Annotated in this window: 14 protein-coding genes; 7 read left to right on the top strand and 7 right to left on the bottom strand. The window is 67.6% G+C overall.

Translation table 11 applies throughout. The annotated features are described in order from the left end of the window. Nucleotide 1: 1 nt before the first annotated feature. Nucleotides 2–889 carry an endonuclease/exonuclease/phosphatase family protein gene (locus AC5P5W_RS07320; protein WP_032960121.1) on the top strand — a complete coding sequence of 296 codons (888 nt, stop codon included), beginning with the start codon at nt 2–4 and terminating at the stop codon, nt 887–889. 169 nt (nt 890–1,058) lie between these two features. Here AC5P5W_RS07320 and rne read toward each other — a convergent pair whose 3' ends face one another. After that, nucleotides 1,059–4,331 carry a ribonuclease E gene (rne, locus tag AC5P5W_RS07325; RefSeq protein ID WP_197574614.1) on the bottom strand — a complete coding sequence of 1,091 codons (3,273 nt, stop codon included), beginning with the start codon at nt 4,329–4,331 and terminating at the stop codon, nt 1,059–1,061. A 407-nt stretch (nt 4,332–4,738) separates the two neighbouring features. Between rne and AC5P5W_RS07330 the strand changes: the two genes are divergently transcribed. Further along, nucleotides 4,739–5,713, top strand: a complete 975-nt coding sequence (locus tag AC5P5W_RS07330) for an RluA family pseudouridine synthase (RefSeq protein ID WP_049403782.1) — start codon at nt 4,739–4,741, stop codon at nt 5,711–5,713. A 102-nt stretch (nt 5,714–5,815) separates the two neighbouring features. Here AC5P5W_RS07330 and zupT read toward each other — a convergent pair whose 3' ends face one another. The 3 genes from zupT to AC5P5W_RS07345 form a co-directional block, all read right to left on the bottom strand. Further along, a complete protein-coding gene (zupT, locus tag AC5P5W_RS07335; protein WP_014647743.1) occupies nt 5,816–6,625 on the bottom strand; it encodes a zinc transporter ZupT in 810 nt (269 codons plus the stop codon). 98 nt (nt 6,626–6,723) lie between these two features. After that, a complete protein-coding gene (locus AC5P5W_RS07340; RefSeq protein WP_495221001.1) occupies nt 6,724–7,140 on the bottom strand; it encodes an energy transducer TonB in 417 nt (138 codons plus the stop codon). After that, nucleotides 7,137–7,487, bottom strand: coding sequence for a 4a-hydroxytetrahydrobiopterin dehydratase (locus AC5P5W_RS07345; protein ID WP_014647741.1), 351 nt, complete (start codon nt 7,485–7,487; stop codon nt 7,137–7,139). The genes AC5P5W_RS07340 and AC5P5W_RS07345 overlap by 4 nt, the downstream gene beginning before the upstream one ends. 90 nt (nt 7,488–7,577) lie before the next feature. Here AC5P5W_RS07345 and AC5P5W_RS07350 point away from each other — a divergent pair, with 90 nt between their 5' ends. After that, a complete protein-coding gene (locus tag AC5P5W_RS07350; RefSeq protein ID WP_014037813.1) occupies nt 7,578–8,177 on the top strand; it encodes an NfuA family Fe-S biogenesis protein in 600 nt (199 codons plus the stop codon). 10 nt (nt 8,178–8,187) lie between these two features. Further along, the gene (locus AC5P5W_RS07355) at nt 8,188–9,954 is read left to right on the top strand and encodes a hypothetical protein (RefSeq protein WP_197574615.1); all 1,767 of its coding nucleotides are present in this window, start codon (nt 8,188–8,190) and stop codon (nt 9,952–9,954) included. 83 nt (nt 9,955–10,037) lie between these two features. On the opposite strand, the gene AC5P5W_RS07360 is transcribed toward AC5P5W_RS07355, so the two are convergent. Then, complete coding sequence (locus AC5P5W_RS07360; protein WP_014647739.1) at nt 10,038–10,451, bottom strand: barstar family protein; 414 nt, start codon at nt 10,449–10,451, stop codon at nt 10,038–10,040. After that, nucleotides 10,451–10,903, bottom strand: coding sequence for a guanyl-specific ribonuclease (locus tag AC5P5W_RS07365; protein WP_041863621.1), 453 nt, complete (start codon nt 10,901–10,903; stop codon nt 10,451–10,453). Before AC5P5W_RS07365 ends, AC5P5W_RS07360 begins: the two co-directional genes overlap by 1 nt. A gap of 219 nt (nt 10,904–11,122) precedes the next feature. On the opposite strand from AC5P5W_RS07365, the gene AC5P5W_RS07370 reads away from it, so the two are divergent. Then, nucleotides 11,123–11,734, top strand: coding sequence for a superoxide dismutase (locus tag AC5P5W_RS07370; protein ID WP_005410310.1), 612 nt, complete (start codon nt 11,123–11,125; stop codon nt 11,732–11,734). A gap of 131 nt (nt 11,735–11,865) precedes the next feature. On the opposite strand, the gene AC5P5W_RS07375 is transcribed toward AC5P5W_RS07370, so the two are convergent. Next, nucleotides 11,866–12,714 (bottom strand): endonuclease/exonuclease/phosphatase family protein, encoded by an 849-nt coding sequence (locus AC5P5W_RS07375; RefSeq protein WP_049405898.1) that lies wholly within the window; start codon nt 12,712–12,714, stop codon nt 11,866–11,868. Between the two features lie 162 nt (nt 12,715–12,876). Here AC5P5W_RS07375 and AC5P5W_RS07380 point away from each other — a divergent pair, with 162 nt between their 5' ends. Together AC5P5W_RS07380 and AC5P5W_RS07385 are read left to right on the top strand one after the other, a co-directional pair. Continuing rightward, nucleotides 12,877–14,442 (top strand): POT-type proton-dependent oligopeptide transporter, encoded by a 1,566-nt coding sequence (locus AC5P5W_RS07380; protein WP_495221003.1) that lies wholly within the window; start codon nt 12,877–12,879, stop codon nt 14,440–14,442. Between the two features lie 7 nt (nt 14,443–14,449). Beyond that, nucleotides 14,450–15,076 (top strand): rhomboid family intramembrane serine protease, encoded by a 627-nt coding sequence (locus AC5P5W_RS07385; protein ID WP_014647735.1) that lies wholly within the window; start codon nt 14,450–14,452, stop codon nt 15,074–15,076. Nucleotides 15,077–15,110 lie beyond the last annotated feature (34 nt).

The raw sequence follows: 15,110 nt of genomic DNA on the forward strand, positions 1-15,110 counted from the left end.
GATGAAGCAACAAGGGGAGGGAGCGCGTGCGACGGTGCGCGCCCTGGGGCTGGCCATTGCATTGGCATTGCCAGGGCTGACGCTGGCGGCGGTGCCGCAGGTCGCATCGCCAGCGGTGGACATCGCCAGCGCGCCAGGCATGAGCATGGTCACCTTCAACCTCCATCATGACCGCGAAGACTGGCCAAGCCGCCGCCGTACCATCCTGGCCGAACTCAAGCGCCTGCAGCCCGATGCCATCGCGCTGCAGGAGGTGATCCAGCGCCGCAACGTGCGCAACCAGGCGCAGTGGCTGGCCAGCCAACTCGGCTACAAGTACGTATTCGTGTCCACCGATCCGGTGGGTGCGCCGAAGCGTTACGGCAATGCGTTGCTGACCCGGCGGCCGATCCTCGCCCAGGGGGACCATCTGCTGCTGCCATTGGACGACTACCGCACGGTGGCCCACCTGCGCATCGACGTCGACGGCACGCCGGTGAACGTCTACGCCACGCATCTCAACGAGCGCAACGACGAGAGTGGTCAGCGCATCCGCCGTACCCAGGTCGAGGACCTGCTGCGCTTCATCACCGCTACCTCGGCCGGCGCGCCGGTGGTGATCGCGGGCGACTTCAATGCGCTGGTGGACGCAGGTGACCTGAGCGAGCTGCGCAGCCATTACGGCGACAGCTATGGCAGCGTGCACGTCAACACCGACCTGGCCGGGGTCAGCACCTTGAACCGGCACTATTACCAGGCACCTTCGCGTATCGACCACATCTTCTTCCAGCAGGACCGGATGGTCGCGCGCGAAGCGAAGCTCCTGTTCGACCAGCCCGATGACAGCGGTCGCTGGGCCTCGGACCACTACGGCGTGTGGACCCGGTTGCAGTTCGCGCCGACGCGCTGATGTCCTGGTAGGTGCCAACCTTGGTTGGCACGGACGTGTCCGCGTTCGCTCGAACAACGGCGCCAACCAAGGTTGGCCTCTACCAGAGCGCTGCACGCGCCCGGCGCACAAACAGAAACGGCGGGGATCATCGATCCCCGCCGTTCCTTTTCACGCGACCAGATCGCGATCAGTTCGCCGGCGGTGTGCGCTTGGCGGCGTCTTCGTCTTCTTCGTCGGCCTTGGCTTCGGCCGCCTGGGCGGCGGCATCGGTGTGACCATCGGCGACCGGATCGATCGACGGCGTCACCACCGCATCGGCGACCGGGGCCGCAGCTTCCACCGGTGCGGCTTCAACTGCCACCGGAGCGACTGGCTGTTCGGCGACCGGTGCGGTCTCGACAACCGGCTTGGCTTCAACCGCGGGAGCGGCCTCCACCACCGGGGCGGCCTCAACGGCCAGCGGCTCGGCTTCAGCCACCGGGGACGCTGCAACAACCTCCGGCTTCGATTCCACGACCGGAGCAGCCTCGACCACGACCGGCTTCACTTCGACCACCGGAGTGGCTTCAACGGCCGGGGCAGCCTCAACCACGACCGGCTTGGCTTCGACCGCCGGTGCTGCAGCCACCAGCGGCTGGGCCGGGGTCGCCGCGTCGATGGCATCGAGCATGCTGGTCTGCACCGGCGAAGATGCCGGTTCGGCCTTGGCCACGGTATTGATCGGGGCCTGTACCTCGGCCACCACCGGTGCAGCGGCATCGACCACGGCGCTGCTCACCACCGCGACCGGCGCGGCGACAACAGCGGCGGCGGCACGGACCGGCTTTCCGGATTCGGCAGCGGTCGGTTCGACTTCGTCATCGAAATCGAATTCCGGTTGCGAACGGGCCGGCTGCGCAGCGGCGACCGGAGTGGTCCCGGCGACGCTGTCGTTGCTCTGCTCGGCGACATCAGCGGCATCGGTGTCATCACTGTCGTCCGCGTCGTCCTGATCATCGCCCAGGCCATCGCCGCCGGCAGCGTTCTCGGCGCCACCACGACGGCGGCGACGGCCACCACGACGGCCACGGCGGCGGCGGGTCGCGCCTTCACCGGCCTGCTCGCCGTTGGCGTCGACAGCAGCCTCTTCACCGGTCACGGCAATCGCCTCGGCCCCGTTGCCGGCGTTGGCAGTGGTGTCGGCCGGTGCAGTGGCTTCCGCCGGAGCGGAGGCGGCCGGCGCAACCGGCGCCACCGGCGCAGTGGCTTCCTGAGCGGTCACCCCATTGGCGGCGACCGCCGTGGCGGCCACGGCGGCAGCCGCGGTCACGGCCTCGGCCGGTGCCTCGGCGGTGCTGCGCTGCGGCTTCTCGGCCGGCTTGTCACCGTCCTGCGGCTGGCGCGGCTGCTTGGGCTGCTTCAGCTTCGGCTGCTGCTGGTTCTGGTTCTGGCCCTGCTGCTCGTTGCGCGGCTTGTTCTGCTGATGCGGCTGCTGGCCGTCCTTCTGCTGAGGCTCCTTCTGCCTGCCCTGCTGCGGCTGCTGCTGGGCATTGCCGTTGTTGCCGTTGCGGCCGTCCTTGCGCTGCTCACCGCGCTCCTTGCGGTTGCCGCCATCCTTCTGCTGCTGAGCGTTGCCGTTGCCACGGTTGTCGTCGCGGCGATCCTTGCGGTCCTTGTTGCGATCCTTGTTGCGGTCCTTGCGGCCGCCGTCCTGCTGCTGGCGGGCAACAGGAGCCGCCGGTGCCGGTGCCGGCGCCGGTTCGCCACCGAACACGCGCTTGAGCCAACCGATCACGCCGCCGCTCGGGGCCGCTGCAACCGGCGCTGCCACGACCGGGGCCGGTGCCGCTGCGGCCGGCTCCACTTCCTCGCGCACCGGGGCGGGGGAGGTGTGCTTGACCTGGGTCACCGCCGGCGGCGGGATGTTCAGCTGGCCCTTGGTCAGGGCATGCACCGGCAGCTTGCGCGGGGTGCCGCGCTGGTAACTGGGCTTGTTGCTCTCTTCACCCAGCTCGTTCTCGCGCAGGCGGGTGACGGTGTAGTGCGGGGTGTGCAGCTGCTCGTCGGCGACGATCACGATCGGCGCCTCGTGGCGCTGCTCGATCTCGCGCAGGGCACTGCGCTTTTCGTTCAGCAGGTAATTGGCGATCTCCACCGGCGCCTGGACCAGCACCTGCCCGGTGTTTTCCTTCATCGCATGCTCTTCGGCAACGCGGATGATCGACAGCGACAGCGACTCGACGCTGCGCATGCGGCCGTGGCCGTCGCAACGCGGGCAGACGATCTGGCTGGATTCACCCAGGCTCGGGCGCAGGCGCTGGCGGCTCATTTCCAGCAGGCCGAAGCGCGAGATGCGGCCAACCTGGACGCGCGCACGGTCGTACTTCAGCGCGTTGGCCAGGCGGTTCTCGACCTCGCGCTGGTGCTTGTTGGAGGCCATGTCGATGAAGTCGATCACCACCAGGCCGCCCAGGTCGCGCAGGCGCAGCTGGCGGGCCACTTCCTCGGCCGCTTCCAGGTTGGTCTGGAACGCGGTGTCCTCGATGTCGCTGCCCTTGGTGGCGCGCGAGGAATTGACGTCGACCGCGGTCAGCGCTTCGGTCTGGTCGACCACGATCGAGCCGCCCGACGGCAGGCGCACGTTGCGCTCGTAGGCGCCCTCGATCTGCGACTCGATCTGGAAGCGGTTGAACAGCGGGATGTCGTCCTTGTAATGCTTGAGCTTGCGCAGGGTCTGCGGCATCACCTGCTGCATGAACTCGCGGGCGTGCTCGTACATCTCCTCGGTGTCCACCAGGATCTCGCCGATGTCGGCGCGCAGGTAGTCACGCAGGGCGCGCACGATCAGGCGCGATTCCTGGTAGATCAGGAACGGAGCCGGCTTGCTCAGTGCGGCTTCGGCGATGGCGCGCCAGACATTGAGCAGGTAGTCCAGGTCCCACTGCAGCTCTTCCGCATCGCGGCCGACGCCGGCGGTACGGATGATCACGCCCATGTCGTCGGGAATGTTCAGCTTGTCCAGGGCGTCCTTCAGCGCGGCCCGGTCTTCGCCCTCGATGCGACGGGAAACGCCGCCGGCGCTGGGCGAGTTCGGCATCAGCACCATGTAGCGGCCGGCCAGCGAGATGAACGTGGTCAGGGCGGCGCCCTTGTTGCCACGCTCTTCCTTGTCGACCTGGACGACGATCTCCTGTCCTTCCTTCAGCAGCTCGCGGATGCCGGCCTTGTTGTGGTCGACACCGGCCTGGAAGTAGTCGCGGGAGATTTCCTTCAGCGGCAGGAAGCCATGGCGGCCACCGCCGTACTCGACGAAGGCGGCTTCCAGCGAGGGCTCGATGCGGAAGATCCGGCCCTTGTAGATGTTGGACTTCTTCTGTTCCTTCGACGGCTGTTCGATGTCGATGTCATACAACGACTGGCCATCCACGATGGCAACACGCAGCTCTTCAGCCTGCGTGGCGTTGATCAGCATTCGCTTCATTGTTGCGTTCCTCGCAAGCGGCTACCGCGCGGAACGCCATGGGGTTTCGCCTCTGGACACGGTTCGCCGCCCATTCGCGCAAGCGCGGGGAGGGCGGCTTGGGTTTCCAGCGCTACGACACCACGGCAGGCCGCGGGAGCGCTTCACTCTTATGGGTTTTGGGGTGTTACAGGCCGCAGGCAGCTGTCAGCCAGGCTGGAGCGCCACGCGGGACATGTTCAGCACGGTTGCGTGTCAGGCATCCGGCGATGGCCGGGAAGGCCGGTGAGCCGCTAACATGGCCGCCCCGCGGGCGGTGGTCGCGCACTGTGCCGGATTCGTCGGAAGCTGGGCTTCTGGCCCTGAGTAACTTCCAACGAAATCAATCCCTTATCTCGCCCCCCGAGTGTAACAGAATAAACAGCCTGATGACCGCCCAAGACCCCACCAAACCCGCTGGCGACAAGCCTTCCGTGCGCATGATCACCGTTCCCGCCGACCGCGCCGGCCAGCGCCTGGACAACTTCCTGCTCGGCCAGCTGAAGGGCGCCCCGCGCAGCCTGGTCTACAAGCTGGTGCGCAGTGGCCAGGTTCGGGTGAACGGTGGCCGCGCCAAGGCCGAACGCAAGCTCGAGGCCGGTGACGAGGTGCGCGTGCCGCCGGTCCGTCTCACTGAGGAAGGAGACAAGGCCGGTCCGCCGGAGGCGTTCATGCGCCGCCTGGAGCAGGCCATCGTCTTCGAGGACGCCCGCCTGCTGGCCCTGAACAAGCCGACCGGCGTGGCCAGCCACGGCGGCAGCGGCATCAGCTTCGGCGCCATCGAGACCCTGCGCGCGCTGCGCCCGGGGCAGACCCTGGAGCTGGTCCACCGGTTGGATCGCGACACCTCGGGCCTGCTGATCGTGGCCAAGAAGCGCTCGGCGCTGAGCGAACTGCAGGCCTTGCTGCGTGAAGACCACGGCGCCGGCATCCGCAAGCGCTACCTGACCCTGCTGGCCGGGCGCATGCCCGACGGCGTGATGACGGTCGACGCACCGCTGCACGTGGGCCTGCGCCAGGGCGGCGAGCGCCATGTGCAGGTCAATGCGATCGGCAAGGAATCGATCAGCCACTTCCGGGTGCTGGAACGCCGCGGTGGCCATTCGTACTGCGAAGTCCGCATCGAGACCGGCCGCACCCACCAGATCCGCGTGCACGCCCAGCATCTGGGGCATCCGGTGGCCGGTGACGACAAATACGGCGATCCAGCGGTCAACAAGCGGCTTCGTGAGCAGATCGGGCTGAAGCGCTTGTTCCTGCATGCGGCCTCGCTGGAGTTCGCGCTGGATGACGGCAAGAGCCCATACGTATTGAACGCGCCGCTGGCGGATGAGCTGGTCGAGGCGCTGGACCGGCTGAAGTAAGGATCTCCTGTAGCGTCGAGTCACGCTCGACTGCGCCTCGGTCGGGCCGCGCGGAAAGCCAGTCGAGCATGGCTGGACTCTACAGGGCGAGCCGGGAACCCCTCACCACTTGAACAGCACCAGGCTGATCGCCAGCGTGCCCATGCCGGCCACCAGTCCGTAAACCGTCTCGTGGCCCTTGGCATAGCGCTTGGCCGCCGGCAGCAGCTCATCCAGCGCCAGGAACACCATCACGCCGGCGATCAGGCCGAACACCCAGCCGAACGTGGCGTGCGACAGCGATCCTGACAGCAGCCAGTAGCCAAGCGCCGCGCCCACGGGCTCGGCCAGGCCGGACAGCAGGCTGGCACTGAACGCGTAGAACTTGTTCTGGGTGGCGAAGTACACCGGCACCGCGATCGCGATGCCCTCGGGAATGTTGTGGATGGCGATGGCGAAGGCCAGTGGCATGCCCACCGATGGGCTTTCCAGCGTGGCGAAGAAGGTCGCCAGCCCTTCCGGGAAATTGTGTGCGGTGATCGCAACCGAGGTCAGCAGCGCGACCCGCTTCAGGTACTCGCGGCTGTTCTCGCGGAACGCAGGGTCCTGTTTGTCCAGGCTGTCATGCGGATTGGGAATGAAGTGGTCGATCAGTACGATCACGATCACGCCCAGCAGGAAGGCCAGGGTGCCGTAGGTGAAGCCGGTGCGCTCGCCATACGCCAGTGCAAACGACGCAATGGACTTGTTGAGGATCTCCGACAGCGACACATAGACCATCGCGCCACCGGCAAAGGCCAGGCCGAACGCCAGCAGGCGCGGGCTGGGGCGGCGCGAGAACAGCACCAGCAGGCTGCCGATCGCGGTGGCCAGGCCTGCGGCAAGCGTGACCGCCAGTGCGATCCAGATGTTTTCAGGGGGAATCTGCAGCATCAACCCACGCGATCCTGGTCAACAGACAGCCGCCCCGGGCAGGGCCGGGGCGGCGAGGGCGAGGCGGGCGTCGGCAGGCCCCGTCGGGGTGTGTGCGATCAGCCGCCGCGGCGCAGGCGTTCTTCGATGGCGAAGCACTGGTCCGGCTTCGGCTGTGGCGGGTTGAAGCTGACAGGAACCTGGATGGTGGCCGGCACCGGTTGGCCGTTACGGGTGGCGGCCTTGAACTGCCAGCCCTGCACGGCGGTCTTGGCCAGTTCGTCCAGCTGCGGGTTGCCGGCCCCGGTCAACAGCGCAACCTCGCTCGGCTTGCCGTCGGTGCCGATGGTCACCTTGAAGGTGCTGGTGCCGCCCACGCCCATGCAGGCCAGTTCCAGCGGGTACTGCGGCGGCGGCGTCTTCACCGCGGCCACTTCGCTCGGCGGCGGCGGTGGCGGTGACGGCGGTTCGGACGCGCCACAGCCGGCCAGGCCGGTCGCAGCGATCAGGGACAGGCTCAGCAAACGTACGTTCATGGCAGTTGCTCCGTCAGGGCCGAAGTCTTGGCCGCGCAGATGAAGTCGTTCTCGCTCAGCCCGCCCACATCGTGGGTGGAGAAGCGCACGACCGCGCGGTCGTAGTGCACGCCCAGGTCCGGGTGGTGGTCCTCGCGGTGGGCGATCCAGGCCAGCGCGTTCACGAAGGCCATGGTGGCGTAGTAATCCTTGAAGCGGAAGGTACGCGACAGGGCCTGGTCACCCTCGCTCAGCTCCCAGCCGGGAACCTGCGGCAGCAGTTCGGCCAGGCGGGCCTCGCCGAGCTTGTGGTCGCTGCCTTTGCGCGGCACGCAACGGGCCTGGGCCAGTGGAATCAGGTCGGCCATGGGAATCTCCACCTCGTGTTGACTGAACAATGCGCCGGACGGTGTATAAACCGAATGAGCGGCTGACGCTTACTTGGCTAGAATAGCCTGATGATCCAGATCTCCGACACTGCCCAGACCCATTTCCGCAAGTTGATCGAACGCGAGGGCGTGCCCGGCATGGGCGTGCGCCTGAGCGCGGTCGACCCCGGTACGCCGCGCGCCGATGCCCGGCTGGAATTCGCCGAACCGACCGACCTGCTCGGTGACGAGTGGGCGGTGGACTGCGATGGTTTCACCCTCTATGTCGACGCCGGCAGCGTTGGCTGGCTCGATGGCGCCGAGATCGACATCGTCGCCGGCACCGCCGGTGCCCAGCAGCTGACCATCAAGGCGCCGCGCATCAAGGGCGAAGCGCCGGGTGATGCGGCCTCGCTGGTCGAACGCGTGCACTGGGTGGTGGAGAACGAAGTCAATCCGCAGCTGGCCTCGCATGGCGGCAAGGTGGCCGTGCAGGAAGTCTCGTCCGACGGCGTGGTGCTGCTGCGCTTCGGTGGTGGCTGCCAGGGCTGCGGCATGGCCGATGTGACGCTCAAGCAGGGCATCGAAAAAACCCTGATGGGCCGCGTGCCGGGCGTGACCGCCGTGCGTGACGCGACCGATCATGACAGCGGCCACGCGCCTTACATTCCGCGCGGCAACGTCGCCTGATCGCTGACGCGTGCCTCTGACCCGGGCCGAGCAACTCATTGATCTGCTGCTGGCGCGCCAGCAGCCCCGCGCCGTCCTCGAGAAGTCCACGCGCCTGCCCTATGGCTGGGCGCTGTGGCTGCGCTCGCTGGGGCCACTGCCGCGGCCGTTCCATGCCCGCGAGGTGATCGCAGTTTTCCTGCCGCGCCCGCTGCCGGGCCCGCCAGGCCAGTCGCCGCGGCTGTCGCCGTGGCAGGCGCTGCGCCGATTGTTCTGGCAGGACTGGGACGCCGCGCCGCGCGACCAGCGCTGGATGCGCTGGACCTCGGCACTGGTCAGTGCACTGCTGCATCTGCTGTTCTTCGTGCTGTTGCTGTGGGTGGCGGTGATCCGTACCAGCGCGCCGGACGAAGAGGGCACCGAGGGCGAGCGCGTGCAGGTGGAGTTCGTCGGCCGCGCGTCGCAGGAAGGCGGTGGCGATCAGCCGGGCGCCGAAGCGGCTGCGGCTGCGGCGGCAGGTCGGGTTGCGCCGGGCCAGGAGGCGGGCGCTGCCTCGGCCCCTGCGCCACGTCCGGTGGCTGCCGAAACCACCGCCTCATCCCCGGCATCCGCGCCGACCGCCAGCGTTCCACCACCACCACCGCCGGCCGACGCCGAGCCGGCGCCGGTGGCCGCGCCGCCGCCTTCGCCCGTCCAGGCCACCGAAGTCGCGCAGGCCAGCACGGATTTCGTGGTGCCGCCGGTCAGTGTGCCGCGCACCGAAGTCAGCGTCGTGCCGCGTGACAGCACACCCGCCGTGCGCGAGCGCAGCGTGCAGCCGGTGCAGGCGCCGCCGACACCAAGCCCGGTGCGTACCCCGGAACTGGCCGTGCGCACGCCGCAGGTGCGTGACATCCAGGTGCGCGAACGCGAAGTCAGTACGGTCGACGCGCCGGTCGCTCCCCGCCTGCTGCGCAGCGCGGAAGTGCAGGTGCGCGTGCCGCAGCAGGACGTGCAGGTGCGCGAACGTGAAGTGCAGGCCGTGGCCGATCCGCAGGTGCGGATGGCGGCGGTGGCCGGGCGTGAGCCCGCCGTACGCGCGCCCACTGGCCGCGACGTGCAGGTGCGGGAACGTGAAGTGGCCTCGGCACCGGTGGCAGCGCCGGCATCCTCCAGTGGCAGTGCCCCGGCGACGCCTGCGACTGCGGCCCAGGGCAGCGCGACGCAGGCGAGCAGCAGCGCGCGTCCGTCAGCATCCAGCAGCACACCCGCAAACGCGGGAGCGCGCCCGGCGCCTGATCCAGGCAACTGGGCGACACCTGCCAAGGGCGATGACTGGGGGTCTTCCAGCCGCAACCGCGACGGCAGCAGCAACGGTACCCGCCAGGCCAGTACCGCCGGCAAGGGCAGCGGCCTGTTCAATGCCGATGGCAGCGTGCGCGTGCCTGGCCAGGAGGGCGATGGCCATGCCGCGCGCGGTGCGCCCGGCGGTGCCAACGACGGCTGGAGCAAGGAGCGCATTGCGCAGTCCGGCACCTGGCTGAAGCGCCCGCCGTACGACTACACGCCGACCTCGTTCGACAAATACTGGGTGCCGCAGGAATCGCTGCTGGCCGAATGGGTGCGCAAGGGCGTCAAGGCGATGGAGATTCCATTGCCGGGCACCAACACAAGGATCTCCTGCGTCATTTCGATCCTGCAGGCCGGTGGCGGCTGTGGCCTGACCAACCCCAACATGCAGGACCAGCCGGCCGTGGCACGACCGCCGCCGGACATCCCGTTCAAGAAGGAACTGCAGGAAGACAATGGGAGCCGCTAGGCAGGGGGCCGCGCCGACGTGCTGGCCGGCCCGCGCTTTGGCCTCTGCCAAGGCGTCAGTGCATGCCGGCCAAGGCAGTGACCTTACGCGCTCTGCGACAGGAACACCCAGAACGGTACGTCGCGGCCGACCCAGTCACGGCTGGTCTCGTCCATCACGTCCAGCAGGGTGTCGAAGTCCTTCTGCGGACCGGCGCGCAGCGCGTCCACGTCGGCCAGGAACAGCGCGTAGCCATTGGCCGGCAGCCATTGCAGGTCGCGCAGGTTGTCCGACAGCGCATCCCAGTTACCGCCGAAACCGGCCGGGAAATCCAGCTGTGCGGCCAAACGGGCGAGCAGGGTGCGCTTGTCCGCGACGCCCTCCAGATCGATGCGGATCACTTTCAGGCCGGCATCGCGCATCGCCGCGGCCAGTGCGCCGATGTCGTCGCTGTCGATGGCGTAGACGCCGGCGTTGTTGATGTCATGCAGGCCAAGGCCGAAATCATCGTGGCTCATCACTGCGCTCCCTGGGCCGGTACGGTGAAGCTGCGGAATGACGCGTAATGGTCGTCGGTGTAGTACCACGCTTCCGGCGGATCGCCGCCGGTGACGATGCGACGCGTGCCACGCGTACGCGCGCCAGGGGTGTCGACGGTGTATTCGCGGTAGTAGCCGCGCGCGCGCTGCGGCAGTTGCTGCTCGCGGTTGCCGAAGGTACTGCCGTCCTGGCGGTGCGGGAATGGACCGCCACGCTGGATCAGGGCGATGGTCGCGCGCGCTTCGGCGGGCAGGAACGCGGGAAGTCCGCTGTCCTTGCCGGGCGAGGCGGTGGCCGGCGCGCGCGCGACAGGCGTGCCCTGCAGGTCGGGCGCGAACTGCGGCGCTGGCGGCCTTTGCAGGAAATGGTTGGCGACCAGGCCGAGCAGCAGCAGGGCGATGGCGGTGATCAGCAGCCGGGGGTTGCGCATGGGCAGGGGCGGGCGAGGGTAGTACACGCACTGTAGCGCCTGTGCGCTGCACGGTGCATGAGGAGCGCGCTGCGTCACTGCTGCGTAACAATTGCCGTCGTGCTCACTGGCAGGACGCAATTTCCTTTACATCCCCCTTGGTAATCTGGCGGTCTGTCCCCATCATTCACCGCGCACCGCCCGACATCGTCGGGTGCCCTCGCAATCAGGAGATGCATCATGGCCTACACCCTGCCCAAGCTGTCCTACGCCTACGACGCGCTGGAACCGCATATCGATGCGGCGACGATGGAAATCCATCACACCAAGCATCACCAGACCTACATCAACAACGTCAACGCGGCGCTGGAAGGCACCGAGTACGCTGACCTGCCGGTCGAAGAGCTGGTGAAGAAGCTCAAGTCGCTGCCGGAGAACCTGCAGGGCCCGGTGCGCAACAACGGTGGTGGCCATGCCAACCACTCGCTGTTCTGGACCGTGATGGCCCCCAATGCCGGCGGCAACCCGGTGGGCGACGTGGCCAAGGCCATCGACAAGGACCTGGGCGGTTTCGACAAGTTCAAGGATGCCTTCACCAAGGCCGCGCTGACCCGTTTCGGCAGTGGCTGGGCGTGGCTGAGCGTGACCCCGGACAAGAAGGTCGTGGTCGAGAGCACCGGCAACCAGGACAGCCCGCTGATGGAAGGCAACACCCCCATCCTCGGCCTGGACGTGTGGGAACACGCGTACTACCTGAAGTACCAGAACCGCCGCCCGGAATACATCGGCGCGTTCTTCAACGTCATCGACTGGAACGAAGTCGAGCGCCGTTACCAGGAAGCGATCGCCTGATCGCGTGACGGGATGACATGAGAAGGCCGGGGGAGACCCCGGCCTTTTCTGTTGCAGCAGTCGTTCGATAGTGCCGGCCGCAGGCCGGCAACCGTGCAGTACCGGGGGAGCCGGCCAGCGGCCGGCACTACCTATTCCGCAGTGGCCGTATCGCCCTGCAGGCGCAGGGTCGCCATCACACCCAGACGCAGGCCGGGCAGGTCGCCGTCGGCCGGCAGCAGGATCGGCTGCTGGCGGATGCCGCCGAAATGCTTGACCTGGAACAGCACATCCAGGCCGTGGCCGCTGCTGCCGCCCCCACTGGCCGCCGGCGCCTCGGCACGGCCGCCGGGATTGCGCCGGGCCGGCTGGAACCCCGGCGTGCTGCGCACCAGTTCCACCGTGCTGGCCGAGAAATCGCCGGCAATCAGGCTCGGCATGCCTTCGGCGGTGGCGCCGATCCAGGTCATCAGGTCGCTGGTCTGGTGCTGGCGGGCGCTGGCCTCGTCCGGGTCCGGGCGCAGCCGCGCCACATAGATGTTGACCAGCGCCTCGCCCAGCCTCAGCCGCATCATGCCGGCCGCGCTGAAGGTGCCGGGAGGATGCAGCAGGGTCACGCCGTCCTCGCTGACCGGCAGCCGGGTCAGCATGGCGTTGCCATGCCGCAGCGGCTGGCTGGGCGGATCGGCGGTAACAAAGTCGCAGCTGTAGCGCAGCCGGCTGGCCAGCCAGCAGGCCGGGTTGCGGCCCTGCTGCTGCAGCACCTGCTGCACCGAGATCACGTCCGGCTGCAGCTCGGTCAGCAGCTGTGCGACCTGCTCGCGGCGCTGCTTCCATTGCGCGTCATCGCGGCTGGGCAGCTCCAGCGCGGCGACCGTCAGCTGCCTGGGGTCGCTCTCGCTGGCAACGGCGGCCGGCGCCTGTGGTCGTGCCTGCGCCTGCAACGCCAGCAACAGCGCAAGGCAGCTGAGCAGGAGGCGGGCGTGGGCGAGGGGGCGCATAACGATAAGTTTACGCTTTTGTCGTGCAGGTGCCGTGACTTCCGGCAGGGCCTGCACTGCCTGCCATGGATTGGCACCGTTGTCATGCAGCCCTGCAGCGTGCTTCGCAAGCCCCGGTTCCGGTAACCTTGCGCCTTTCGCTTTGCAGGAATGCCTTACAGGATGAGCCACGACGCAGTCGCCCCCATCGCCGGCCAGGGAAAGATGCCGCGCCAGATTCCGTACATCATCGGCAATGAGGCCTGCGAGCGGTTCAGTTTCTACGGGATGCGCAACATCCTGGTGCAGTTCCTGATCACCTCGCTGCTGCTGCAGGAAATCACTGCCGAAGGCCGTGCCGGTGAAGCCAAGGACATCATGCACAGCTTCATGATCGGCGTGTATTTCTTCCCGCTGCTCGGTGGCTGGCTGGCCGACCGGTTCTTCGGCAAGTACCACACCATCCTCTGGTTCAGCCTGGTCTACTGCGCCGGCCACCTGTGCCTGGCGCTGTTCGAGAACAGCCGCGAGGGCTTCTTCCTCGGCCTGGGCCTGATCGCGCTCGGTGCCGGCGGCATCAAGCCGCTGGTGGCCTCGTTCATGGGCGACCAGTTCGACCAGAGCAACAAGCACCTGGCCAAGATCGTCTTCGACGCCTTCTACTGGATCATCAACTTCGGCTCGCTGTTCGCCTCGCTGCTGATCCCGCTGGTGCTGAAGAACTGGGGCCCGCAGTGGGCGTTCGGCATCCCGGGCATCCTGATGTTCATCGCTACCTTCGTGTTCTGGCTGGGCCGCAGGCGCTACGTGCTGGTGCCGCTGCCGCCGAAGGACCCGCATTCGTTCGCCAACGTGGTGCGTACCGCGCTGACCACGCGCGTGGCTGGCCAGGGCCGTCCGGGCCTGGTGATCGCCGTGCTTGGCCTGGCGCTGGCGGTGGCCTCGTTCGGCCTGGTCGGTTCGCTGGGCATCGTGATCTGCCTGTGCCTGGCGCTGGTGGCCATCCTTGCCGGCATCGGTGGCGGCACCTGGCTGCAGCTGGACCGCGCCCGTGGCCAGCATCCGGCCGAAGCCGTGGAAGGCGTGCGCTCGGTACTGCGCGTGCTGGTGATCTTCGCGCTGACCACGCCGTTCTTCTCGCTGTTCGACCAGAAGGCCTCGACCTGGGTCCTGCAGGGCCAGCAGATGCAGATGCCAAGCTGGTTCACCGCCTCGCAGATGCAGGCGCTGAACCCGCTGCTGGTGATGATCCTGATTCCGTTCAACAACCTGGTGCTGTATCCGGCCCTGCGCCGCTTCGGCTTCGAACCGACCGCGCTGCGCCGCATGACCGCCGGCATCGCCTTCAGTGGCCTGGCCTGGATCGTGGTGGGTGGCATCCAGGTGGTGATGGACGGCGGCAACGCCATGTCGATCTTCTGGCAGATGCTGCCGTACGCGCTGCTGACCTTCGGTGAGGTGCTGGTCTCGGCCACCGGCCTGGAGTTCGCCTACAGCCAGGCACCGCAGGCGATGAAGGGCGTGGTGATGAGCTTCTGGAACCTGACCACCACCATCGGCAACCTGTGGGTGCTGCTGTCCAACGTGGCGGTGCGCAACGACACGGTCACCCACCAGATCGCGGGCACGGGCCTGAGCGAGGCGGCGTTCCTGATGTTCTTCTTCGCCGGCTTCGCCTTCGTCGCGGCGTTGGCCTTCGGTTGGTACGCGAAACGCTATCGTATGGTCGACAACTACCGTAGCGCCTGAGCCTGACATGACCCCCGTCAATCTGCTGTTGATCGCCATCACCGCCATCCTGTCGTGGATGGCGTTCAACAACCGCAAGCTGGCCGACCGCCTGATCCTGTGGCCGCCGGCCATCGACCGTCACCGCCAGTACGACCGGCTGGTGACCTATGGCTTCATCCACGCCGACTGGTCGCACCTGATCTTCAACATGATCACCCTGTTCTTCTTCGGGGGATTCATCGAGAGCGTGATGGTGCAGCTGACCGGCAGCTACCTGACCTACCCGGCGTTCTACATCGGCGCGCTGCTGGTCTCGATCCTGCCCAGCTACCTGAAGAACCAGAAGAACCCGAACTACCTCAGCCTCGGGGCGTCCGGGGCGGTATCGGCGGTGCTGTTCGCCTTCATCCTGATCAAGCCGTGGTCGATCATCCTGGTGTTCTTCATCCCGGCACCGGCGATCATCTATGCCGCGTTCTACGTCGGCTACAGCATCTGGATGGACAGGCGCGGTGGCGACCGCATCAACCACAGCGCGCACCTGGCAGGTGCGGCGTTTGGCGTGATCTTCATGCTGGCCATGCAGCCGAGCATCTTCACCCACTTCCTGCGCGAACTCTCCAACCCGACCTTCCGCCTCGGCGGCGGTTGATGCGGGTAGCGGGGCGGATCGGGTCCGATCCGCC

The organism is Stenotrophomonas sp. YJH_SMC_123, assembly GCF_059368215.1.